Raw genomic sequence first — 23,430 nt, forward strand, 5'->3', positions numbered from 1 at the left:
ATGCAGCGACAGCCTACCTGGGCTTAAGCCGAGTCATTTGTTACATAAAGTGACTGAGCGGTAGGGCAGTCCCGTCATCACCAGCGGGCGGGGGTAGCTGTGGCATAATGATGACGGGTTGGATAAGTTAACCATGACGGAAACGACAGCGACAGACCTCGACCGATACGAGTGTCGCGCCTGCGGGTACATCTACGAACCGGAAAAAGGACAACCGGATAAAGGCATTCCGCCGGGAACCCCCTTTAAGGCCTTGCCGCCCGATTGGCGCTGTCCGGTCTGTGGGGTGAAAAAGGCCGCTTTTGTCAACATCGGCAGGAAAGAAGTGGTGGGTTTTCCGGAGAACTACCGCTATGGACTGGGGGTCAACAGCTTGACACCTGGGCAAAAAAGCTTTCTGATCTTTGGAGGTCTGATTTTGAGTTTCCTGTTTTTGATGAGTTTTTACGGGTTGAAATGAGCTGGGGACGACTGCTGGCGCTGCTGTGCTGCGTACTGTTGCTGGGCTGTAGCCGGGGGCCGGCGGCTCTGACGACCCATCCCTGGGAGCTGGTGAATTTGCCGACCCAGGCGACTTTGATGGACATCGCCTTTGACCCTGAAGAACCTCAGCACGGCTGGCTGGTGGGTACGGATGCCACGTTGCTGGAGACCACCGACGGGGGCAAAACGTGGGAGTTGCGGGCATTAGACCTGGGAGAAGGGAAATACCGGTTGACGGCGGTGAGTATGCGGGGCGGTGAAGGTTGGGTGACTGGTAAACCGCCCCTGCTGCTCCATACCACCGATGGGGGCAAAACCTGGATGCGCCTCCCGTTGGACCCGCGCTTGCCAGGGGTGCCAATTGCTGTCGTAGCTCTGGGGCCTGGCCAGGCGGAAATGACCACTGACCTGGGGGCTATCTACCGTACCGAGGATGGAGGCCGGACTTGGCGCGCCCAGGTAGAGCGGGCGTTAGGCGCAGCGCGGGACCTGGACCGGGATGCCCAGGGGCGCTACGTAGCTGTGTCCACCAAAGGCAATTTCTACTCCACCTGGGAACCGGGGCAGACCGCCTGGGTGCAGCACAACCGGGAGAGTTCCCGCCGCATCCAGAGTATGGGCTTTACGCCGGACGGTGGCCTATGGATGCTTAGCCAGGCGGGGGAATTGCGGTTTAATCCCGATGGGCAAGAGGGGCACTGGAGTCAACGCATTCAACCAGAGGGGAATGTGGGCTTGCTGGGGATTGGCCTGCTGGATATGGGCTACCGCACCGACAAGGAGGTGTGGGTTGTCGGCGGCAGTGGCACCTTGTTTGTCAGCTACGACGGCGGCCAGACCTGGCAACAGGACAAGCAAACGGCAAACATTCCTGCGAATTTTTACCGAGTAGTCTTTTTTGGGCCGGAGCAGGGGTTTATCCTGGGGAACCAGGGGACGCTCCTGCGCTACCGGGGTGCCTAGATGCGACGGGCGCAGCCGGGGTTACGGTTTATTCCGCCCCGGTACGACCCTAGGGTGAATCGGTTGATCCGGTGCTTGTTGCCGCTGTGGTTGCGTTTTCGGTTGGGGATCACCCAGGTGCGGGTCGAAGGAGCAGACATCCTTGTGCCCTGGTATGTGCAGCTCCAGCGAAGAGAAGCACGGGTTCTACTGGCGTTTCGGCATCCCACGCTTGATGACCCCTACGCCATGCTCTACCTGCTGGAGCGGGCGGTTCCCCAGGCAGCTCAAGAGAGAGGCGTGCGGTTGCGTTTGCCGCTGCATAGCTATTTCGTGTATGACCGGGGGATTCCCCTATGGGCGGGGCGGTGGGTGGGCTGGCTGTTTGCGCGATTGGGGGGCATCCCTATCCAGCGTGGGCGCAGTGACCGGCTAGCCCTTAAAACGATTCGGGAAGTGCTCCTACGCGGAGACATGCCCTTGACGGTGGCGCCGGAGGGCGGAATCAATAACCGCAGCGAGTGTCTAGGACCACTGGAGCCGGGGTTGGCGCAGCTCGGTTTTTGGTGTTTGGAGGATCTGGCGAAACAGGGGCAGACCGTACCGGTGGTGGTGATTCCGATTGGCATTCAATACGGCTTTGTCCGACCGCCCTGGCAACGCATCAACGACCTGTTGACCCGCCTGGAGGAGTACTGTCATTTGCCAGTGGGTTCCCACGCTTCAGCTGACCCGGAGGCCCTATACGCCCGTTTGCTCCGCTTGGCCGACTACCTGCTCACCCAGATGGAAACCTTTTACGCCCAGTTCTACCACCATCCGCCGCCGGCCTTGGCGGAAGACCTGACGGTGAACGACCGCTTGCGCCTGCGGTTGGACCACCTGCGGGATGTGGCGTTGCGCGTGACGGAGTCGTTTTTCGGCGTGACGGGGAAAGGGACTGTCATTGACCGGTGCCGGCGCCTGGAGGCGGTGGCGTGGGAGTGGATGTACCGGCAGGACTTGGCTGAACTCTCCCCCGTGGCTCGGTGGCTAGCGGACCGGATTGCCCAAGAGGTGGAACTGCGGCTGTGGCACATGCAGTTGGTCGAGCAACTTACGAGCGTCACCGGCGATTACATCCGGGAAAAACCGTCGGCGGAACGTTTTGCGGAAACCCTGCTCATCCTGTGGTCAGCCGTCAACCACCTACGGGGCCGTCATCAACCTGTGCGTCTGGGGCAACGCTGGTTGAGCATCCGGGTCGGGGAACCCCTGTGCCTGAACGACTACTGGGAAACTTACAGCGCTAGCCGCAAAGCCGCTCGCCAAGTGGTTCAAGAGGTCACAGACCGCCTAGCGGAACGGTTGCAGGGCCTGATCATTAGTTAGAGCAGTCTATCGCCTGTGATCAGGGACACTCCCTCGGGCAGCGGGGGTCACTGTCGGGCTGACAGTTGGGCAGGACACTGGAGATAGCGACTGGAGCAAACGTTCCACAGGGCGCACCAAGGGTCGGGCAACCGGCCCTTGCCGCATTTCAATAGCCCAACATCGCCAGCAATGTGAAGTACACCAGGCTAATGCCGCTGACGATGAGACCTGCGGTAGCGATGGCCGTCACTGGCCGTTGACTTAGGTGCTGCAGGGCGCGGGCGGCGGCCCACCACACCCCCAAAATCACCGTGACAAAGTAACGGATGTACCGCCCCACATTGGTCCAAAAACCGTCCATATCACCTCCCCGCTTGGCTTGCCTCTTCTACAACTGACCAAACCCCTTGCGCTTTTTGGGTTGCTGTTTCCGGCGGGCGGCTCGTCCCGTGCCCAGTGTTGGCACCCCCAGTAAGGCGCCCGTACTCAACCGCTGCATCAGGGTGCGCATCTGTTGAAAGTCCTGGACGAGCTTGGCAACTTCGGCCTCGGTGTGGCCAGACCCCTTGGCAATGCGCCGCCGCCGTGAGGCACTCGCAGCAAGCAAATCGGGGTTGCGGCGCTCTTCGGGGGTCATGGAGTTGATCATCGCTTCGGCGCGTTTGAGTTGTTTTTCCGCCTGTTGAATCTGCTCGGCTTTGAGGTGATTCATCCCAGGCAGCAGTTTCAAAAAGCCCCCCAGGGACCCCATTGTTTTCAGCAGGCGCAATTGCTTGACAAAATCCGTGAAATCGAATTGGGCCTGGAGAATTTTCTCCTGCATTTTTTGGGCGTCGGCCAAATCCACCGCTTCCTGAGCTTTTTCCACCAGGGTCAGCACGTCGCCCATGCCCAGGATGCGCGAGGCCATGCGCTCGGGATAAAACGGCTGCAGCGCCTCGACCTTTTCGCCGGTTCCAATGAATTTGATGGGTTGCCCAGAGACATAACGCACCGAAAGGGCGGCACCACCCCGGCTGTCCCCATCCACTTTGGTCAAAATCGCGCCGGTGATGCCGATCTGTTCATGAAACGCCCGCGTCAAGTTGGCGGCTTCCTGGCCGGTCATGGCATCGACTACCAGCAGCACCTCCTGGGGCTGAATCGCCGCCTTGATCTGGGCCAGTTCCGCCATCATCGCCTGGTCAATCTGCAACCGGCCCGCCGTGTCCACGATCACCCAATCGTACCCTTCGGCACGGGCGTGGGCGACCCCCTGTTCGGCAATGGTGACCGGGCTGACCTGCGTGCCCAGGGCAAACACCGGCACGTCAATCTGTCGCCCCAGGGTTTGCAACTGGTCAATCGCCGCCGGGCGGTAGATGTCGGTGGCCACCAGCAGGGGCCTTTTCCCTTGCTTTTTAAGGTGCAGAGCCAGCTTGGCCGCGGCGGTGGTTTTTCCGCTTCCCTGTAGCCCGGCCATCAGCAGGATGCTCGGAGGTGTGGGCGCTTCCTGAAGCGGCGCCTGCTGGCCACCCATGACTGCCACCAGCTCGTCGTACACCACCTTGATGAACTGCTGGTCAGGGCGCACACCGGCAATCACTTCTTTGCCAATGGCCCGCTGTTCCACCGCCTGGATGAACTCCCGCACCACCTGGACGTTCACATCAGCGTCCAAGAGGGCGCGACGCACCACCTTCAGGGCGTCTTGGATGTTGCTGGGCGTGAGTTTGTCCTGGCCGCGCAGCTTTTTCCAGGCGGCCTCCAGTTGCTCGGCAAGCGCTTCAAACATAGAACCAGGGGAGCGCCATCCGTCTCCATCGCATGAATAGCTATTGTACATGGCCGGACGGGAGGGGGCGTGTGGATTACACTACAGGTGTGCCGGTGACCCAAGGAGGTTAGGACGCCATGACGCTGGGGAGCAACCCCTATGTCAAGTGCCCCCGCTGCGGGTACGACCACAATCCCACCAGCACCAGCCGCTGTGAAATCTGCAATTTCCCCCTGAAAAAACGCCCGTCCCCCTGGCCGTGGGTTAGTCTCCTGGCGGGTTTGGCAGTCCTGGGGGTGGGGGGCTATTGGTTCGCCCGTCGTCTGGGAGCGCCGGTGGATACTGCCACGACCCAACCTTCCCAACCTGTTGGACGGCTGCACGCGACCCTCACCGGCCACACGGGCTACATCAATACGGTGGTCTTTACCCCCGACGGCCAGTACCTGCTCAGCGCCAGCGAAGACAAGACGATTCGGGTGTGGGAGGTCCGCAGCGGACGAGCGGTGCGTACCCTGGTGGGGCACACCGAGGAGGTGCTGGGCCTGGCGGTGACGCCGGATGGAAAAACGGCCATCAGCGGCGGCAAGGATAAGTTGATCAAAATCTGGGATTTGGCGACGGGCCGCGAACGTCAAACCCTACGGGGGCACGGTTACTGGGTCACCGCCATTGCCGTCCATCCCCAGGGCGACCGCTTTGCCAGCGCCAGCTATGACCGCACCGTGCGCCTGTGGCGCCTAGATGGCCGTTCCTTGGGCGTGCTACTGGGGCATCGCGACATTGTCCTGCACGTTGCCTACAGCCCCGACGGCCAAAACCTCCTGAGCGCCAGCGTGGACCAAACCATCCGGTGGTGGCGGGGCGGGCGACTCCATCACACCTTCACGGGACACACCAGCGATGTGAACTGGTTAGCCATTGCCCCCGATGGCCAGGCCTTTGTCAGCGTGAGCCGCGACGCCACCCTGCGGTACTGGAACCTCAACACGCGCCAAGCCATTCGCACCCTCACTGGTCATGTGGGGGAAATCTTTACTGTTGCCATGCACCGTAATGAACGCTGGGTCGCTAGTGCTGGCCGAGACCAGATCATCCGCCTGTGGGACTTGACTCAAAGCCGGGAAGTTGCTCAGCTTGCCGGTCATACAGGTTGGATTTACGGCATCAGCTTCAGCCCTGACGGCCGTTGGTTAGCAAGCGGCAGTGTGGATAGAACCGTGAAATTGTGGGCTATTAACCCCTAGGCTTCTGACGTTACCCGTGGGTAGGCAACTGTTGAACCCTTTATGCACTCTTATAGCCAGAAATGAACATCTGTCCTAGGCCACTGGGCAGACAATAGCAGCTTTGGCCATGATGGTATTGTGCCCAGGTGAGAAGCCAGCCTGCCAAGCGCTCCTTGGCGCAATCTCCACGGCACCTTCTTTCTACCTGTAAGGAATCGAGAGAAGCATGTGTGGAGATTGTGGCTGCTTCTTACCCAGGTACTAGCGGCAGTTGTACTGCAGTCACTGTGTCGGGACTGTCTCTAGCTACCGCCGGTTAGGGATGGCCGGCCACCTACCACCCCGAGCGCGTGGTCTGAGTGCAACAGTGACTTGCCGGTGAGACTCCGGCACGCTCCGCCTCCGTTGGCGGCGGAGGAAGTTGTTGGGAGAGCCGTTTGCCCAGCAGCCTGTGGAGAAATGTCCATAGTTTTAGGAACGGTTCGGCGTCACCGTGTAAACCTGCCCATTCACCAGCAAGTGCGTAATGCCTTTGTCGTACAAATAACGGCTAGTTTTGTAGATTAACTGGCCGTCGGGCACCTTGAGCACCCGGTGGTGGCGTCCGGAAAACCGCTTGGCTACCCGGTGGTTGTTGAACACCGGTAATGTCGGGGCGGTGGCATTGACGGTTGGCAATCCGCCCCAGCGACTAAAGTCATTCAGGGGACGCACCACCAGTTCCGCCGCCCGGTCCACCACCAGATAACAAGTTGCTGGAAGCACCGATGGCTCCAGGGGCAAAATCTGCTGGCCTACGGAGGCGGCATCGAAATCGGGCGCGGCGGTTTCCTCCTCCTCCAGGGCGTCGCCTTCCTCCTCGTCCCAATCGTCCTGGGCGTCCGCGTCCCACTCGGGTAACACCGCCGTCGGTTCGGTATCCAACGCCGGCGCGCTGGGTTCTGGAGGAGGGACCAACACGGGTGGTTCCGGCGGCTCAGGCGGCGTCGCCGGTTCGGGCGTTTCCGCAACGGGTTCCGTCACCGGCTTGTAGGCCAGAATTTTGGGAGTCGCCGTAGGGGGCGGCGGTGATTCGTGCCAGCGTCCTGCCCGCTTCTGGGGCACCAGCGCGTCGTACACTGCCTCCGTCAGCTCCTCCTTTAAGATGCGGATAATGGTACTAATGCTGACGTCGTACTCCGCCGCCAGACTGGTGGCCGTGGCCGCCGTGTCCCGAAACCGCTGGGCAATTTGGCTGCGATCTGCAGGGGTCAACTTGGCGCGGGGCATAGACTCTCTCATTCAGGCACTTTTTCTAGTATAGGCCAGCCATGAGCGAGCGCTACCACTTGCGGATGTGTGACCTTCCCACCCACGAACGCCCCCGCGAGCGGTTGCTGCAACAGGGGGTGACGGCGCTGGCCACAAGTGAATTGCTGGCGATTTTGCTGGGAACGGGGTCGGGCAAGCTGTCGGCGGTGGGCTTGGGACAATACCTATTGCAGGAGTTGGGCCGGCATCAGCAGGACCCCCTGGCGGTCTTGCGCGAGATCAAACCCGCTGAATTGATGGCCATTCCCGGCATTGGTCCAGCCAAGGCCACCACCATCCTGGCCGCCGTTGAACTGGGCAAGCGAGTGTTTTTGAGTCGTCCGCTGGAGCGCACCCCCATTGACAGCCCAGAACTGGCAGCAGCGGCCCTGGCGCCCGAGCTGATGTGGGCGGAAACCGAGCGGTTTGCCCTGTTGCTGCTGGATGTCAAGCACCGGTTGCTGGGGAGTCGCGTGTTGACGATTGGGACGGCGACGGAAACCCTGGCCCATCCCCGCGAAATTTTCCGCGAGGCGATCCGTCTAGGGGCCACCCGCCTGATCATCGGCCACAACCACCCCTCGGGCAATCTGACCCCCAGCGAGACGGACTTGCAACTGACGCGGCAACTGCTCGAATGCAGTAAGATTTTGGATATTCCGCTGTTGGATCACCTGATTTTGGGGCAAGGTCAACACTGTAGCCTGCGCGCAACGACCCGTTTGTGGGAAGAAGCGGGCGTGACATTCTAGGGGGAAACGGGGATGAGCCTGCAGACACCTGTGGTGTTTTTGATCTTCAACCGCCCCGACTTGACCCAACAAGTGTTTCAGGTGATTCGTCAGGTGCAACCCAAACGCCTATTTGTGGTTGCCGATGGGCCACGGGACGACGCCGAAGCAGCCGTCTGCCAAGCCACGCGCGCCATTGTGGAAGCACAGATAGATTGGGATGCGCAAGTGGAGCGGGATTACGCCGAGGTGAATCTGGGTTGTCGCCGGCGCGTTGCCAGCGGCCTGAACTGGGTTTTTGCCCAGACTGACCGCGCCATCATCTTGGAGGACGATTGTTGGCCTGAGGTGTCCTTCTTTCGTTTCTGCGAGGCGTTGCTGGCGCGCTATCAGGACGACGAGCGGGTGATGGCCATCAACGGCACTAACTATCAACAGGGGCGGTCGGTCACCCCCTACAGCTATTACTTCTCCAAGTACTTTCACTGCTGGGGCTGGGCGACCTGGGCACGGGCGTGGCGTTATTACGATGTAGAGATGAAACAGTGGCCGGCGTTTCGGGATGGGGGCTATTTGCGATGGGTCAGCGAGGACGAGTACGAATATCGCTACTGGTGGCGCACCTTTGAACGGATGTATCGGGGGGAAATTGACACCTGGGATTACCCTTTTCTGCTGGCCTGTTTTTGCCAGAATGGTTTAGCGGCGACGCCGCGGGTGAATTTGGTGTCCAACCTGGGGTTTGGCGTCAAGGCCACCCACACCCATAACCCGCACCATCGGTTGGCCCGGATGCCCACCCAAGCCCTGCCGGAGATCACCCACCCTCCCTTTCTGACCCGCCATCGGGACGCCGACCGCTGGGTGTTTGATTGGGTGTTTGGGGGGCGGGAACTGCGCAACCGGGACACCTGGCCTGGGCGATGGCGGGCGTTCAAAACGCATCTGCGGCGCTGGCTCACCTGGAAGGAGACCCAATCCCATGCGTCTAGGCGTGATTGATTACCAAATGGGGAATCTCCACTCGGTCTGCAAGGCGCTGGCCTACTTGGGTTGCCCAGGCGAACTCACCGACCAGATTAGCGAGGCGTACGATGCGGTCATCCTCCCCGGCGTCGGCGCGTTTGATCCGGCGGTGCATCACCTGCGGCAACGGGGATTAATCGCGCCTTTGCAGCGCTGGATTCGTCAAAATAAACCCTTTTTGGGGATTTGTTTAGGGCTTCAGTTGTTATTTGCCGCCAGCGCTGAGGGGCAAGAAACTGGTTTGGATGTGCTTCCGGGCCAGGTACAGGCCTTGCGACCCGCGCCGGGGTATCCCGTGCCCCACATGGGCTGGAATCAGCTGCAGTTCACCCAACCCGATTGTCCCTTGTGGCGGGAGCTGCCGACGCCGACCTGGGTGTACTTTGTGCATTCGTACCACGCGGTACCGGCAGACCCCAAGCTGGTGGCGGCGACGGTTGAGTACGGCGGCGAAACAATCACGGCGGCGGTGGGTCAAGGAAACTGCTGGGCGACCCAATTTCATCCGGAAAAATCAGGGAGGGTGGGTCTCCAGGTGCTCCGCAATTGGCTGACCTACTGCACAGCGTGAACGCTCTGCTTTACACGTACCCGCCCCTGCTCACCGGCCGTCTGCAAAGACGCTATCAACGCTTTTTCGCAGAGATTCGCCTGGACACGGGGGAAGTGATTGTCGCCCATTGTCCCAACACGGGCCCAATGACGGGGGTGAGCGTCCCTGGACGACCGGTGTGCGTGTCCTACCAGCCCAGCCCCCGTCGCCGGTTGCCCTACACCTGGGAACTCATCCACGTCGAGGACACCGAACCCACCTGGGTCAACATCAACACGGCCCGCCCCAATGCCGTCGTGCGACGGTGGCTCGAACAACGGGGCCTGCCAGCCCTTCAGGATTACCGCCAGATTCACCGAGAAGTCCCCTACGGTCGGGAGGGCAGCCGCGCGGATTTCTGCCTGACGGGCGGTGAGCGCCCCATCTACATCGAAGTGAAAAACACCACCTGGGTGCAGGACCGCGTGGCCCGTTTTCCCGATACAGTGACGACGCGGGGGCAAAAACATCTGCGGGAACTCATGGGGTTGGTACCCCAAGCGCGAGCGGTGCTGATTTATTTCATCGGTCGCCACGACTGCACCCACTTTGCCCCCGGGGACGCTGCGGACCCCACCTACGGCCAACTCCTGCGCCAGGCGGTGCAACAGGGCGTCGAGGTGTTCCCCTGTCAATTCGAGGTGAACCCTAGCGGGATTGCCTACCGGCGGCAACTACCGTTGGTTTGGGACGGCCCAGCGCCGCAACAACCGCCGTAGCCATACCAGCAGGGTGAGCAGCCGCTGGACCTGACGCAGGTAACCCACCAGCAGGGGTAACCGTTGCCGTAGGGCGCGCGTCCCCGTTTGCCCTCGCTGAATCGCCTGGGGCGCTCCCACCAGAAAGTGGTGAGTGGCGCGTTCCGCCCCGTCAATGGCCCGCGTGACTCCCACCAGCGTCCGCCGTAGTCCCACCAGGAACGACACCAGCCGCCAGCACCCCCAGCAAATTCCTAGGTTGATCCCAATGACCAGCCACACCATAGCCCCATTATTCCTGGTAGCGGTCCTATGATAGGATCACCAGTATTCCTATCGGTTTTTGAGGGTTATGAGCAACGCCAGACGGCTGGTCTTGGTCGTGGCGGCGGGCGTCACGGGTGTAGTGCTGGGAACGCTGCCGGCTTGGTTAGCGCGGGCGCAGCGGGAGACCGAGTTGACCCTGGTGGCCTACGCGGTGGCCAAGCCCGTGTTTGCCAAGCTGATTCCCGAGTTCCAGCGGGAATGGCAAGCCCGCACGGGCCAGCGGGTGACCTTCAAGGAGTCCTACGGGCCGTCGGGAGCGCAAACCCGCGCGATTCTCGGGGGGCTACAGGCCGACATCCTGGCCCAGAACCTCCAGAGCAACATTGACCCGCTAGTGGAACGGGGGCTGGTGCGACCCGACTGGCAAAAGCGGCTCCCGAACCAAGCGGTGCCGGCGACGAGCGTGATGGTGCTGGTGACCCGCCCCGGCAATCCCAAAAACATCCGCACCTGGAGCGACCTGGCCCGCCCCGATGTCGAGGTTTTGTTGATCAACCCCAAGACGTCGGGCAATGCGCGCTGGGGCATCCTGGCCGCGTTCGGCGCTGTGCAAAAAAGCCTGGGCGAAGCCAAGGCTCGGGAGTACCTCAACCGGTTGATGGCAAACACCAAGGTCCTGGCCAACTCCGGGCGCGATGCCACCGATAAATTTGTCAAAAACCGCCTTGGCGATGTGATGATTAATTTTGAAAACGAGGTGCTGTTTTTGAACGAGGCCATCCCGAGCGATTTTCCCTATATAGCGCCTTCCCCCAACCTGCAAGTGGATTTTCCCGTGACGGTGATCGACCGAGTGGTGGACCGGCGCGGCACTCGCGCAGTTGCAGAAGCCTTCACACGCTTCTTGTTCAGCCGGCGAGGTCAAGAAATTTACGCCGAGACCGGGTATCGGCCTGTGGACCCTCTGGTGCGGCAGCGCTTTGCCCAGCGGTTCCAAAACGTCAAACGCATCTACAAAATTGGCGACTTCGGCGGCTGGGGGAAGGTAAATGCTCTGCTGTTTGCCGATGGGGCCTTGTTTGACCAGGCGCTGCGGGCGGCAGCCCGGCTCAGTCCATGAAGCCCTACGCCCTGGGGCTCCCCCTATTCCTGTACAGTTACCTGGGGTTTTTGTTGCTGCTGCCTCTGGCGGCACTGGTGACCAGCAGTGTCCAGTCCACCGGGGCGGAATGGTGGCGCTGGCTAACGGCGCCCGTAGCGCTGGCGGCTTACCGGCTGACCCTGACCACCGCGTTGCTGGCGGCTACTGTGAACACGGTGCTGGGCTTGGTTACGGCCTGGGTGCTGGTGCGCTACGAATTTCCGGGACGGCGGCTGTTGGATGCGCTCGTGGATTTGCCCTTTGCCATGCCGTCGGTGGTGGCGGCCATTACCCTGGCGACCCTGTATGGGCAAGGTGGATTGGTCGGTCAGTTCTGGGACGAAGGAACCTTTTTGGGGCGCCTGCTCCCGTTGAATTTCACGGCGTCCGTGCAGGCTGTGGTGTTGGCCCAGTTGTTTGTCACCCTGCCGTTTGTGGTGCGCACGGTACAGCCAGTGTTGTGGGAGTTGGAGCCGGAGGTGGAGGAGGCGGCCTATACCTTGGGGGCGTCTCCCTGGCGTTGTTTCCGGCAAATTCTCTTGCCCGCCTTAACGCCGGCTTTATTTACGGGCTTTACCTTAGCTTTGGCCCGGGGCATCGGCGAGTTTGGGGTAGTGGTGCTCATCTCCGGCAACATCCCCTACCAGACCTTGACAGCCACCGTCTATATCTACCAACAGTTAGAGGCGTTTAATTATCCCGCCGCCACTGCCGTAGCCCTGGTGTTGTTGGTAGCGTCCTTGGCCTTGTTTGGTCTCACCCGCTGGGTGCAGGGGCGTGTGCTGCCGCGGATGTAACCTACTCCAATTGCTCAAAGTCACTGCTGCCGCCGGCGGCTACTGTGCGCTGGTAGGCGGCTGCGCCCATCTGGCTGAGATTGACGTTCAACTGGTCCAGCTCTCGCCGGAAGTCTTCCAGTGCCGTCATCGAGTCCGCCATCATGCGCTTGATCCGTCCCACCCGCGCCGCCGCCTCGGACTTGACCGCCTCGTTGATGTAGGGCCCGTGTTCTCGCAGCGTGTTCTCGTACAACGACAGCAGGACATCCGCCTGGTTTTTCAGCTCCACAAAGGCTTTGCGCCGGGCGTCCGCTTCGGCACTGAAGGTCGCCTCCAGCGTCATGCGCTTGATTTCCTCGGGGCTGAGACCGCCGGTGTTGGTCAAGCGCACCGATTGGCTGCGACCCGTCCCCTTGTCCACCGCCGTGACCTGCAAAATGCCGTTGGCGTCAATCTCAAAGGTCACCTCGATCTGGGGAACCCCCCGCGGCGCCGGTGGAATGCCCGTCAGCTCCATCCGCCCCAAACTGCGGTTGTCCGCCGCCATGGGCCGCTCGCCTTGGAGAATATGTACCTCAACCACCGTTTGGTTGTCCGTGGCCGTCGAGAAAATCTGGGAACGGCTGGTGGGAATCCTAGTGTTGCGCTCAATGATTTTGGTAAAAACGCCGCCTAGCGTCTCAATCCCCAACGACAAGGGCGTCACATCCAGCAGCAACAAGTCCTTTACCATCGTTTCCTTGCCCAGGATACCCGCCTGGATCGCCGCGCCAATCGCCACCGCCTCGTCCGGATTCACCGATTTTTCGGGGGCTTTACCGTCAAAGTATTCCTGAATTGCCCGCTGCACCGCTGGCATTCGGGTAGACCCGCCCACCAGCAAAATCCGGTCAATGTCGCGCGGTTTCAGCCCCGCATCCCGCAACGCCTGGCCCACCGGGTCCAACGTTGCCTGCACAAGATGGCGAGTCAGCTCCTCAAACTTGGCGCGGGTCAGTTCCACATCAATGTGCTTGGCGCCTGTGGCATCGGAGGCGATAAAGGGTAGGTTGATCGTGGTGCTCAGGGCGCTGGAGAGTTCAATCTTGGCCTTCTCGGCGGCCTCCCGCACCCGTTGCAGGGCCATTCTATCCTCTCGCAGGTCAATGCCCTCCTGCTCCTGGAACTCCCGCAAAATCCACTCCACCAAACAGGCGTCGAAGTCATCGCCCCCCAGGTGGTTGTTGCCAGCCGTGGCAATTACTTCAAAAATCCCGTCCCCCAGGCGCAGGATGGACACGTCAAATGTCCCCCCACCTAGGTCAAACACCAAGACCGTCTGGTCCTGGTCCTGCTTGTCCACGCCAAAAGCCAGGGCTGCCGCCGTGGGTTCGTTGATAATCCGCAACACCTCCAGCCCGGCAATCGTCCCTGCATCCTTGGTGGCCTGGCGCTGGGCATCGCTGAAGTAGGCCGGCACCGTAATCACTGCTTGGGTCACCGGCTCGCCCAAAAAGCTTTCCGCGTCCTGCTTCAATTTCTGCAGGATCATCGCCGAAATCTCTTGGGGGGTATAGACCTGGTTGCGCACCTCTACGTTGACGGTGTTATCTTTGCCCGGCACGCACTTGTAGGGCACTCGCCGGCGCTCTTCTTCGGTTTCCTGCCACCGCCGCCCGATAAACCGCTTGATGCTGTAGATGGTGTTTTCGGCATCCGTCACCGCCCGCCGTTTCGCTGGTTGGCCGACCAGTCGCTCGCCTGACTTGCCAAATCCCACGACGCTGGGTGTGGTTCGCCCTCCTTCGGCATTGGGAATAACCGTTGCCTGACCTCCCTCGAGCACCGCCACACAACTGTTCGTCGTCCCTAGGTCAATACCCACAATCTTGGCCATAGGCGCTAACCCGACTGAGCTGCCGACACATCCGTGGAGCTACTCTTCAGTGTTCCCCAAAAGCGAGCGACAGCGATCACCATCGCCCAAACTAGCGAGTGGAAATTACTCCTCATCTTAACGCGCCTGCGACCAGACAGCTAGCTGTTTTCCGCTGGTGGAGATTCGCTCGGCGGGTTTTGGCTGCCGGTAGACACCTTCACCAGCGCATGGCGCAGGACCCGCTCCTGGTCTCCCACCTTTAGGAAATAGCCGCGCCGCAGCTCTTCGATGACCGTCCCTTCCGGGTACTCATCACTCGCTTCCTGAAGGATGGCCTCGTGACGTGTGGGGTCAAAGGGTTGACCCTTGCTGGGAATCGGCGCCACCCCCATTTTTTTCAACTCCTCCACCATCTGCTTGTAAACCCCCTGGTAGCTTTTGTGGATGGTCATTCCCTCCTCAGTCTCCGGCTGGAGGTGGGCACGGGCGCGTTCAAAGTTGTCTACTACCGCCAGCAGTTCCATTAAAACCTTGGCCTTGGCCCTGAAGGCCGCCTCCTCCATTTCCCGCTGCATCCGCCGCCGGTAGTTGTCGAAATCCGCCGCCAGCCGCAGCATCTGGTTGTGTTTTTCCTCCAGTTGTTGCTGCAGCGTTTGCAGTTGCTGTTCTAGTTCCTGATGCGCCTGCTTCAGAGTTGCATACCGCTCCCGTTCCTGGAGTAACTCCTCCCGCAACGCTACCATCGCTTCCGGCGTAGCCTCCTCCGCAAGCTGGAGGTCGCCAAACGTCATTGGGGGTTCCGGTGTCTCCGTCTCCACCGTTTCTACAGCCGGCGGCTTTTCTGACTCAGTCGTTCCCACTGCTTCCGCCGGCACTTGTTCTGGATGGTCGTTCTCAGGATGGGAAGGCGTACTCACCATACATCGATCAACTAGTTCGTAATCCTACGTTAACATTCAGCTCACCCATTCAAGCAAGCTACTACGTTCGGTTAGCCCCCCTATCGCCTGTTACCTGTTTATTTTACCCAGCCTCCCGCCGCTTTTTAACAGGTGCAAAAAACTGCTGGGAAGCCCTTGGGGAAACTCGCCGGAGCGTGTAAGCTAGGATTATCCTTAGTTTGTACAGGCGTCCCCGTTGCTGGTTCTGTCATGGTGAACTCCCCGATTTCCGCCCGTCGGGCGCTCGTTACCCGTCAAGCCGGTACTAGCCCGATTGTGAAAGACCTTGTCAAGGCTGGTGTTGCCGAGCGAGAGCAAGTCATCAAAGCGTTGCAGCAGAGTCGTGAAGAGGGCCGCCCCCTACCGGAAGTCCTGGAACGGATGACCGGCAGGGCCTTGCCCGCCGAACTGGTGCGCCAGTACAAGCGGCAACAGCTATTTGAGTTGAAAGTCCTGTATGGGGTCGAATCCCTGGACCCGGAGCTGAACCCCATTTCCCTGTCCCAGATCAAAGAACTGGTAGATGTCCTGATTCCATTGGAGACCTGTCGCCGTTACGAGTTTTTGCCGGTGGCCCGCCAAGAGGGGGAAGCCCCTAGCCTGATAGTGGCAATGGTCAACCCGGATAACCTACAGGCGCTGGATGAATTGAACCGGCTGACCCGCTCCAAGGGCTTGCGCCTGCGCCGGCGGGTGATCACCCGCGAAGACTTTTTGCATCTGATCAACCTGTATGTCAACGAGATGCAGGCCGCCCAGGCCACTGGGGCAGCGATTCAGATCGAGACCGATATTGACCTGTCCCAGTATGAAGAACTTCAACAGGTCCAGGACGAAGAAGCTGAAATTGATTTGGCCCAAGCGCTGTCGGGTTCTCAGGAGGCGCCCATTGTCGCCCTGGCCAACAACATCCTGGCCAAAGCCCTGACCGAGCGGGCGTCAGACATCCACGTTGAACCTCAGGAGGAGTTCCTGCGCATCCGCTTTCGCAAGGATGGGGTGTTGCAACCCGGGTGGGACAATCTGCCGAAACAGGTCATTCCAGCGTTGACCTCTCGGTTCAAGCTCATGGCCAACCTGGACATTGCCGAGCGGCGGGTGCCCCAGGACGGGCGGATCCGGCGGCTCTTCCAGGGCCGCAAGATTGATTTCCGGGTCAGTACGGTGCCCACCCGCTACGGGGAAAAAATCTGTATGCGGATTCTGGACAATTCCGCGACCCAGTTGGGATTAGACAAGCTCATTACCGACCCGGAGACGCTCCAGATTGTTCGCGAGATGATCAAACGACCCTTCGGGTTAATCCTGGTGACCGGGCCGACGGGTTCGGGGAAAACGACAACCCTGTATTCCTGCTTGGCGGAGCGCAACGACCCCGGCATTAACATCAACACGGCGGAGGACCCAATTGAATACACGCTGCCAGGCCTGACCCAGGTGCAGGTGCTGCGGGAAAAGGGGGTGGACTTTGCCACAATCCTGCGGGCGTTTTTACGGCAGGACCCGGATGTGATTCTGGTGGGGGAAACGCGGGACAAGGAGACGGCCAAAACCGCCACTGAAGCGGCCTTGACGGGTCACCTGGTGTTGACCACGCTGCACACCAACGATGCCCCCAGCGCCATTGCGCGGCTGGCGGAAATGGGTATTGAGTCCCACATGGTGTCAGCGTCGCTAATTGGGGTGCTGGCCCAGCGGTTGATGCGGCGGGTGTGTACCGAATGCCGGATTCCCTACAGCCCTACGGCGGAGGAACTGGCTCGGTTTGGCTTGAGCGGGTCGGGGCAAGGATTGACCTTCTACCGGGCCAATGCCCTCACCCCCGAGCAAATCCGCCAGGCCAAGGCGCAGGGTCAACCGATCTGCAGCAAGTGCAACGGAGCCGGTTACAAAGGCCGGGTGGGGGTATACGAGGTGATGCGGGTGACGGAGCGCATCCAGCGGTTGATTACGGAAAACGCCCCTACGGAAGTGATCAAAGAAGTGGCGGTGGAGGAGGGCATGAAAACCCTGCTCGCCTACAGCTTGGAACTGGTGCGCCAGGGGTTGACGACGCTGGAGGAGGTGGAGCGGGTGACCTTCACCGACAGCGGCCTGGAGGCAGAACTCAAGGCCAAGCGCAAACAGGGGTTGGTCTGCCGGAATTGCCAAGCCACCCTCAAGCCGGAGTGGATGGAATGTCCCTACTGTTTGACGCCACGGTTTACAGATTGAGCATGGGAGGACAGCTATGGAACTGATGATGGAGGATTTGATGGAGGAGGTGATCCAGCGCGGGGGGTCGGATTTACACCTATCCGCTGGGTTGCCGCCCTACATTCGCATCAGTGGGAAGCTAACTCCTACAGAACACCCGCCCCTGACGGCAGAGCAATGCCAGCGGCTGATTTTCAGCATCTTGAACAACAACCAGCGCAAGATTTTTGAGCAGAATTGGGAACTGGACTGCTCCTACGGGATCAAGGGGCTGGCTCGGTTCCGGGTGAACGTCTACAAGGACCGGGGGACGGTAGCCGCCTGCTTGCGGGCGTTGCCTTCCAAAGTGCCTAGCTTTGAGTCCCTGGGGTTGCCGCCGGTGGTGCGGGAGATGTCCGAAAAACCCCGCGGGTTGGTGCTAGTGACGGGGCCAACGGGTTCAGGGAAATCCACGACCCTGGCGGCCATGATTGAAAACATCAACAACACGCGGGCTGAGCATATCATCACGATTGAGGACCCGATTGAGTTTGTGTACGAGTCCAAAAAGAGCATCATTCACCAGCGGCAAGTCCATGAGGACACCCGCAGTTTTGCCAATGCCTTGCGGGCGGCGCTGCGGGAGGACCCGGACGTGATCCTGGTGGGGGAGATGCGGGATTTGGAGACTATCCAGTTGGCGGTTACAGCGGCGGAAACGGGTCACTTGGTCTTCGGCACGCTGCACACCAGTTCGGCGGCCCAGACCGTGGACCGGATTGTGGATGTGTTCCCGCCGGAGCAGCAACAGCAGATCCGCGTGCAGTTGTCCACGTCTTTGGTGGCGGTCTTTAGTCAAACCCTGGTGCCGCGTAAGAACCCCAAGCCCGGGCAATTCGGGCGGGTGATGGCCCAGGAAATTATGGTGGTGACGCCAGCGATTGCCAACTTGATCCGCGAGGGGAAAACGCCCCAGATTTATTCCGCCATCCAAACGGGGGGCAAATACGGGATGCAGACTCTGGAGAAGGTGCTGGCAGACCTGTACAAGCGCGGCGAATGTACCTATGAGGATGTGATGGCCAAAACATCCAAGCCTGAGGAATTGCAGCGGTTAATTAGTGGGGGTGCGACACCAGCCGCTGCGACACGCGCCTAGCTCCTCCCTGTCGTGGTTCATCCATTTGGAGGTTCCCGCTTATGCCCACCTACATTGCCCGTGTCCGTGACGCCCAAGGTCGTTCCCGAGAAAGGCGCCTGCAGGCCGAAGACTTTAAGGCGGCCCGCGCCATCCTACGGGAGTCAGGGTTTTTTGTGCAGGAAATTAAGGAGGCCGCGCCGTTTGACCCCTTCAAAACGGAACTGGACATTTCCTTTCTGAGTACGGTTTCCATCAAGGACAAGGCCCTGTTTTCGCGCCAGTTTGCGGCCCTGGTGAATGCCGGCGTGCCGATGGTGAGAGCCTTAGGCATTCTGGCGGAACAGCAGACCAACCCCAAGCTGAAAAAAGTGTTGATGGCGGTGAGCGCCGATGTGCAACAGGGCACCAGCCTGTCGGAGGCGATGCGGCAGCACCCCGAGGTCTTTGACAACCTGTACGTGGCGATGGTGCAAGCTGGGGAAGTTGGCGGGGTGCTCGATGAAGTGCTGAACCGGCTGGCAAAGCTGCTGGAGGATGCGGCGCGCCTGGAGCAACAAATCAAGTCGGCGTTGGCTTATCCAGTGGCGGTGGCTTTCATTGCAATAGCGGCATTTCTGGGGATGGTCATCTTTTTGATTCCCATTTTTGGGGGGATTTTTGAGAGTTTGGGAGGCCAATTGCCCGCTTTTACGCAGTTCATGGTGGACTTGAGTAAATGGATGCGCAATCCCGTCAACTTGGCGATCCTGGTGGCGGTCGTAGCGGGCGCTGTGATTGGCTATGGAACCGCCTACAGCACCCGGGCTGGACGGGAAGTGATTGACCGGATTGCCTTAAACTTACCTATTTTCGGCGACCTGATCCGTAAAAATGCGGTGGCCCGTTTCAGCCGGACTTTCGGTTCGCTAGCCAGGTCGGGGGTACCCGTGTTGACGTCCCTGGAGATCGTGCGAGACACAGCGGGGAATCAAATTATTGCCAACGCAATCGAGGCGGCGCGGGAGGAAATTCAGGCTGGGGGTCTGATTTCCGTGGCATTACAGAAAGAAAAGGTCTTCCCGAATATGGCGATTCAGATGATTAGCGTGGGGGAAGAGACTGGTGAACTGGATTCCATGATCAACAAGGTGGCTGACTTCTACGAAGCTGAAGTTGAGGCGGCGGTCAAGTCTCTCACCAGCATCATGGAGCCAGCGATGATTGTTCTGCTAGGGGGGTTAGTAGGGTCCGTGCTAGTGGCAATGTACTTGCCCATGTTCAAGATCTTCGACTTGGTTAAGTAGAGACCTGGTTGGCGGCGAGTGGTGCAGGCAAAATGGCATTGCCCTTTTCTTTTCCATCACGTGCGCGAGCACTGGTGGGGTTCTAGACCTGGGAACCTAGGGTCGTTTTATACGATGGGAAGGCAAGTAGGGAACGGGAGATGGCTCACATGAGACGCGAAGCGATAGCTGTGGGTTTACTGTTGGGTGTAGCGGTCGTCTTCGGGCAGGAATCCCTGGATTCTGCCGACCCCGCAACGGCGGTTTCCAAAGTGGCCAAGGGCATTACGGTGTTGATTGATGGGGTCAATCCAGGTTCCGGTGTCATCGTGGGCCGAGAAGGGACTATGTACACTGTACTTACAGCCGCTCATGTCGTACCGGTGCAAGATGAATACGATATTGTGACGCCAGACGGGCAACGCCACCCCCTCAAATACAGCACGGTGCAGAAGCTGGCTGGGGTGGATATGGCGACGGCCAAGTTCACCAGCGACAAAACTTACCCAGTTGCCGTGTTCGGAGATGCCAGTAGGTTGGTAGAAGGGACGCCGGTTTACGTGGCGGGGTTTCCCCAGCGGAGCGCTGCGATTACCGAACCGGTTTATAACTTCACTGTTGGACGGATCACAGCCAACGCCAGCCGCCCTTTAGCTGATGGATACAGCTTGGTCTACACCAACCCCACACTCCCGGGGATGAGCGGCGGTCCGGTTTTGGATAGCCAGGCCAAATTGGTGGGCGTGCATGGGCGGGCCGATGGAGGGCAACTGGAGCGGCAAGCGGAAACCGTGTATGTCAAAACCGGGTTTAACCTGGGGATACCCATCAACACCTATCTCAGTCTCGCTCCCCGTCCTGCAGTGGTTGCGGGTGTGCCCCTGAAGCCAAACCCCGCCCCTGTCCGTGTGGCGATGAATCCCAATCCCAGCCGAGCTGATGACTTCTACCTGCTGGCCAGCGAGCGGTATCGCCAGGGGGACATTGCCGGCGCGTTGAACCAACTAACCCAAGCGGTGCGGGCCAATCCCAACTATGCGGCGGCCTATGCCACACGGGGGGTGATGCGCTACATCCAGCGGGACCAGCAGGGGGCTATTCAGGACTTTGACCAGGCGATTCGGCTGGACCCCAATTACCCTGAACCCTATGTAGGGCGCGGTTTGGCCCGCTCTGCGCTCGGGGACAAGGCGGGTGCCATTGCTGACTACACGCGGGCGTTGGAGTTACGACCCACCTACGCCGAAGCCTTTTACAATCGAGGTGTTTTGCTCTACAACCAGCGGCGGGTGCAGGAGGGCATTGAAGACCTGCGCAAGGCGGCGGAACTCTATCTCCAGCAGGGCAATGCGGTGGAGTACCAGCGCACCCAGGAAACCCTGCGAGTTGCCACTAGCCAGTGCCGACAACAGATTCGTACCCTGTGTGATTGGTGAATCAATACGCCCCGAACGCTTGGCTGTAGATAGGGCTTTGCTCTGCGCCTAACCAATCCTGCTGTCTAGCGAGACGGTTGCGCCAGAGCCTTCCACTCCGCCGGCGTCAGAGTCTTCATGGTCAGCGCGTGGAGTTCATTGGTCGCTAGGACGCTCTGCAACGCCTGATACACCAGTTGGTGCCGCTGCACCCGGCTTTTCCCCGCAAACGCCTCCGACACAATCACCGCCTGCCAGTGGTCCCCGCTCCCCGTCAGGTCCTGGAGTTCCACATAGGCGTCCGTCAGATGCGCTTGAATCAGTTGGGTCAGGGTTTGCGGCGAGAGCATCGGTGCTTTACGAACGTCGTACCCCCATTATGCCAAAGCGTAGGCCGGTGGGGGATGCCATGCGTTCGGCCATTTGCGTAACGTAATATATAAAATTGACCTGCATTTGCAACGCCGTTGTTACAGCGATTAACAAACCTGATTGTCCGGTGGTGGTCTGATTTTACGCTGCAAACGCGGTTGATGGCGGCAGCGACGCTGGTGGTTTCCCTGTTGATGAGTGTTTTAACCTTTTGGGCCGTCAACAGTATTCAACAGGATGCCCGTCTGAATGACACCCGTTTTGGTCGGGATTTGGGTTTGCTACTGGCAGCCAATGTAGCGCCCCTGGTTGCCCAGGACAACCGCACGGAATTGGCCCGTCTTTCCGAGAAGTTCTACAACAGCACCTCCAGTATTCGCTATATTCTCTACGCTGATAAAGAAGGGGAAATTTATTTTGGAATTCCCTTTTCAGCCGTCGAAGTCCAGAATTCCTTAACCCTGCGGCGACGGATTCAACTCCCTGAATTAACCGAGCCAGACCAACCCTTCGTGCGGCAACATTTGACCCCAGATGGTTTAATTGCCGATATCTTTGTGCCCTTGATTCAAGAGGGTGAATATCTGGGCATTTTAGCGCTGGGGATCAATCCGAATCCCACGGTTTTAAGCGCATCCTTACTGACACGGAATATCACGTTAGCCGTCTTTATTTCGATTTGGGTTTTGGTGATTTTGGGGGGCGTATTTAACGCGATTACAATTACACGACCGATTCGGGAATTGTTAATTGGTGTGAAAAACATTGCATCGGGCAACTTCCGGCAACGGATTGACCTACCCTTTGGCGGGGAACTGGGAGAACTCATTGAAAGTTTCAACGAAATGGCGGAACGGTTGGCCCGCTACGAAGAACAAAATATCGAGGAGATCACCGCTCAAAAAGCTAAGCTGGATACTCTCATGTCCACCATTGCCGATGGGGCCATCTTACTCGACCGCGATTTGAAAATTGTGCTGGTCAACCCAGCAGCAGAGCGGATGTTCGGCTGGTCCGGCAAAGAAGTGTTGGGTCAAGCGGTGGCCCCTTTACTCCCAGAACCGGTTGCCACGACCCTAGCGCAGCCTCTAGCTGACTTGGTGCAAAAAACGCCGCCGAGCGGCGAACCTATGGAGTTTTGCATCACATTAGAATCCCCCTACAAGCGCACGTTAAAAATCCTGTTGACCACCGTTTATGACCATGTCCGCAATCAGCTTCAGGGCATCGCCATTACTATCCAAGATGTGACGCGCGAGATGGAATTGAACGAGGCCAAAAGTCATTTCATCAGTAATGTTTCCCATGAACTGCGCACGCCCCTGTTTAACATCAAATCCTTTATCGAAACCCTTTACGAATATGGCGATAGTTTGACCGAAGAGCAAAAACAGGATTTTCTGGAAACTGTCAATCGGGAGACCGACCGGCTCACGCGCCTTGTCAACGATGTGCTAGACATTTCGCGTTTGGAGTCCGGTAAACCCTATCCCTTGGGTCCCACTTCCCTTAGCGCTGTCATTGACCAGACCTTGCGCTCCCATCGTCTCACCGCACGGGACAAGGGGATTCATCTCGCGGCGGTGGTGGACCCCGACCTACCGGATGTCATTGGGCACTACGATTTGTTGCTCCAAGTATTAGCAAATCTCGTCGGCAATGCCATCAAATTTACCCCTTCGGGTGGTTATGTCATTATCTGGGCCTTTCCCTGGGAGGGACGGGTACGGGTGGAGGTCAGCGATACGGGAATTGGCATCCCGCCGGAGCATCAAAAGGCCATTTTTGGCCGGTTTTTCCGTGTCGAAAATCGCGTGCATACCCTGGAGGGAACGGGGCTAGGTCTCTCGATTGTCAAAAGCATTTTGCAGAAACATAATACGGATATTCATCTGATCAGTGAGGTGGGCCTGGGCAGTAGTTTTTGGTTTGATTTGGAACCGGTGACCTAAACGCCACCCTTTGCTACAATGGCGGGC

22 protein-coding genes are annotated in these 23,430 nt (G+C 59.3%); 15 read left to right on the forward strand and 7 right to left on the reverse strand.

Going from position 1 to position 23,430, the window contains the following annotated elements; translation table 11 throughout:
• The first annotated feature begins 133 nt into the window (after nt 1-133).
• From NZ705_00820 to NZ705_00830, 3 genes are read left to right on the forward strand one after another with little or no spacing between them, the layout of a single operon-like run.
• Nucleotides 134-460 (forward strand): rubredoxin, encoded by a 327-nt coding sequence (locus tag NZ705_00820; protein MCS7291503.1) that lies wholly within the window; start codon nt 134-136, stop codon nt 458-460.
• Nucleotides 457-1,446: a photosynthesis system II assembly factor Ycf48 gene (locus tag NZ705_00825; GenBank protein ID MCS7291504.1), complete on the forward strand. Its 990-nt coding sequence runs from the start codon at nt 457-459 to the stop codon at nt 1,444-1,446. The genes NZ705_00820 and NZ705_00825 overlap by 4 nt, the downstream gene beginning before the upstream one ends.
• Complete coding sequence (locus NZ705_00830; protein ID MCS7291505.1) at nt 1,447-2,796, forward strand: 1-acyl-sn-glycerol-3-phosphate acyltransferase; 1,350 nt, start codon at nt 1,447-1,449, stop codon at nt 2,794-2,796.
• A 148-nt stretch (nt 2,797-2,944) separates the two neighbouring features.
• Here the strand turns inward: NZ705_00830 and NZ705_00835 are convergent, their stop codons facing one another.
• Both NZ705_00835 and ffh read right to left on the reverse strand, forming a co-directional pair.
• Nucleotides 2,945-3,139, reverse strand: a complete 195-nt coding sequence (locus tag NZ705_00835; GenBank protein ID MCS7291506.1) for a DUF751 family protein — start codon at nt 3,137-3,139, stop codon at nt 2,945-2,947.
• Nucleotides 3,140-3,166: 27 nt separating this feature from the next.
• Nucleotides 3,167-4,552, reverse strand: a complete 1,386-nt coding sequence (gene ffh / locus NZ705_00840; protein ID MCS7291507.1) for a signal recognition particle protein — start codon at nt 4,550-4,552, stop codon at nt 3,167-3,169.
• A 119-nt stretch (nt 4,553-4,671) separates the two neighbouring features.
• On the opposite strand from ffh, the gene NZ705_00845 reads away from it, so the two are divergent.
• A complete protein-coding gene (locus NZ705_00845; GenBank protein ID MCS7291508.1) occupies nt 4,672-5,781 on the forward strand; it encodes a WD40 repeat domain-containing protein in 1,110 nt (369 codons plus the stop codon).
• A 453-nt stretch (nt 5,782-6,234) separates the two neighbouring features.
• Here the strand turns inward: NZ705_00845 and NZ705_00850 are convergent, their stop codons facing one another.
• The gene (locus NZ705_00850; GenBank protein MCS7291509.1) at nt 6,235-7,032 is read right to left on the reverse strand and encodes a hypothetical protein; all 798 of its coding nucleotides are present in this window, start codon (nt 7,030-7,032) and stop codon (nt 6,235-6,237) included.
• Nucleotides 7,033-7,073: 41 nt separating this feature from the next.
• Between NZ705_00850 and radC the strand changes: the two genes are divergently transcribed.
• The 4 genes from radC to sfsA are packed head-to-tail and all read left to right on the forward strand — an operon-like array spanning nt 7,074 to nt 10,121.
• The gene (radC, locus tag NZ705_00855; protein MCS7291510.1) at nt 7,074-7,805 is read left to right on the forward strand and encodes a DNA repair protein RadC; all 732 of its coding nucleotides are present in this window, start codon (nt 7,074-7,076) and stop codon (nt 7,803-7,805) included.
• 12 nt (nt 7,806-7,817) lie between these two features.
• Complete coding sequence (locus NZ705_00860; protein ID MCS7291511.1) at nt 7,818-8,786, forward strand: hypothetical protein; 969 nt, start codon at nt 7,818-7,820, stop codon at nt 8,784-8,786.
• The gene (hisH, locus tag NZ705_00865) at nt 8,767-9,381 is read left to right on the forward strand and encodes an imidazole glycerol phosphate synthase subunit HisH (GenBank protein ID MCS7291512.1); all 615 of its coding nucleotides are present in this window, start codon (nt 8,767-8,769) and stop codon (nt 9,379-9,381) included. Before NZ705_00860 ends, hisH begins: the two co-directional genes overlap by 20 nt.
• A complete protein-coding gene (sfsA, locus tag NZ705_00870; GenBank protein ID MCS7291513.1) occupies nt 9,357-10,121 on the forward strand; it encodes a DNA/RNA nuclease SfsA in 765 nt (254 codons plus the stop codon). The genes hisH and sfsA overlap by 25 nt, the downstream gene beginning before the upstream one ends.
• Here sfsA and NZ705_00875 read toward each other — a convergent pair.
• The gene (locus NZ705_00875; protein MCS7291514.1) at nt 10,077-10,385 is read right to left on the reverse strand and encodes a hypothetical protein; all 309 of its coding nucleotides are present in this window, start codon (nt 10,383-10,385) and stop codon (nt 10,077-10,079) included. The two genes, sfsA and NZ705_00875, sit on opposite strands and share 45 nt — an antisense overlap.
• Before the next feature lie 67 nt (nt 10,386-10,452).
• Between NZ705_00875 and NZ705_00880 the strand changes: the two genes are divergently transcribed.
• Both NZ705_00880 and cysT read left to right on the forward strand, forming a co-directional pair.
• On the forward strand, nt 10,453-11,487 hold the full coding sequence (locus NZ705_00880) for a sulfate ABC transporter substrate-binding protein (GenBank protein ID MCS7291515.1): 1,035 nt from the start codon (nt 10,453-10,455) through the stop codon (nt 11,485-11,487).
• On the forward strand, nt 11,484-12,305 hold the full coding sequence (cysT, locus tag NZ705_00885; GenBank protein ID MCS7291516.1) for a sulfate ABC transporter permease subunit CysT: 822 nt from the start codon (nt 11,484-11,486) through the stop codon (nt 12,303-12,305). Before NZ705_00880 ends, cysT begins: the two co-directional genes overlap by 4 nt.
• A gap of 1 nt (nt 12,306) precedes the next feature.
• On the opposite strand, the gene dnaK is transcribed toward cysT, so the two are convergent.
• Both dnaK and grpE read right to left on the reverse strand, forming a co-directional pair.
• On the reverse strand, nt 12,307-14,163 hold the full coding sequence (gene dnaK / locus NZ705_00890; GenBank protein MCS7291517.1) for a molecular chaperone DnaK: 1,857 nt from the start codon (nt 14,161-14,163) through the stop codon (nt 12,307-12,309).
• A gap of 140 nt (nt 14,164-14,303) precedes the next feature.
• Nucleotides 14,304-15,065 carry a nucleotide exchange factor GrpE gene (grpE, locus tag NZ705_00895; GenBank protein ID MCS7291518.1) on the reverse strand — a complete coding sequence of 254 codons (762 nt, stop codon included), beginning with the start codon at nt 15,063-15,065 and terminating at the stop codon, nt 14,304-14,306.
• A gap of 231 nt (nt 15,066-15,296) precedes the next feature.
• On the opposite strand from grpE, the gene NZ705_00900 reads away from it, so the two are divergent.
• The 4 genes from NZ705_00900 (at nt 15,297) to NZ705_00915 (ending at nt 21,100) form a co-directional block, all read left to right on the forward strand.
• On the forward strand, nt 15,297-17,300 hold the full coding sequence (locus tag NZ705_00900) for a GspE/PulE family protein (GenBank protein ID MCS7291519.1): 2,004 nt from the start codon (nt 15,297-15,299) through the stop codon (nt 17,298-17,300).
• Nucleotides 17,301-17,325: 25 nt separating this feature from the next.
• Nucleotides 17,326-18,420 carry a type IV pilus twitching motility protein PilT gene (locus NZ705_00905; protein ID MCS7291520.1) on the forward strand — a complete coding sequence of 365 codons (1,095 nt, stop codon included), beginning with the start codon at nt 17,326-17,328 and terminating at the stop codon, nt 18,418-18,420.
• Between the two features lie 41 nt (nt 18,421-18,461).
• Nucleotides 18,462-19,685, forward strand: a complete 1,224-nt coding sequence (locus tag NZ705_00910) for a type II secretion system F family protein (protein MCS7291521.1) — start codon at nt 18,462-18,464, stop codon at nt 19,683-19,685.
• Between the two features lie 140 nt (nt 19,686-19,825).
• Nucleotides 19,826-21,100, forward strand: coding sequence for a tetratricopeptide repeat-containing serine protease family protein (locus tag NZ705_00915; GenBank protein ID MCS7291522.1), 1,275 nt, complete (start codon nt 19,826-19,828; stop codon nt 21,098-21,100).
• 65 nt (nt 21,101-21,165) lie between these two features.
• Here NZ705_00915 and NZ705_00920 read toward each other — a convergent pair whose 3' ends face one another.
• Nucleotides 21,166-21,429, reverse strand: a complete 264-nt coding sequence (locus tag NZ705_00920; protein MCS7291523.1) for a BolA/IbaG family iron-sulfur metabolism protein — start codon at nt 21,427-21,429, stop codon at nt 21,166-21,168.
• Nucleotides 21,430-21,612: 183 nt separating this feature from the next.
• Here NZ705_00920 and NZ705_00925 point away from each other — a divergent pair, with 183 nt between their 5' ends.
• Nucleotides 21,613-23,403, forward strand: coding sequence for an ATP-binding protein (locus NZ705_00925; GenBank protein MCS7291524.1), 1,791 nt, complete (start codon nt 21,613-21,615; stop codon nt 23,401-23,403).
• Nucleotides 23,404-23,430 lie beyond the last annotated feature (27 nt).

This window comes from Gloeomargarita sp. SKYB120 (assembly GCA_025062155.1).
Classification (GTDB): Bacteria; Cyanobacteriota; Cyanobacteriia; order Gloeomargaritales; family Gloeomargaritaceae; genus Gloeomargarita.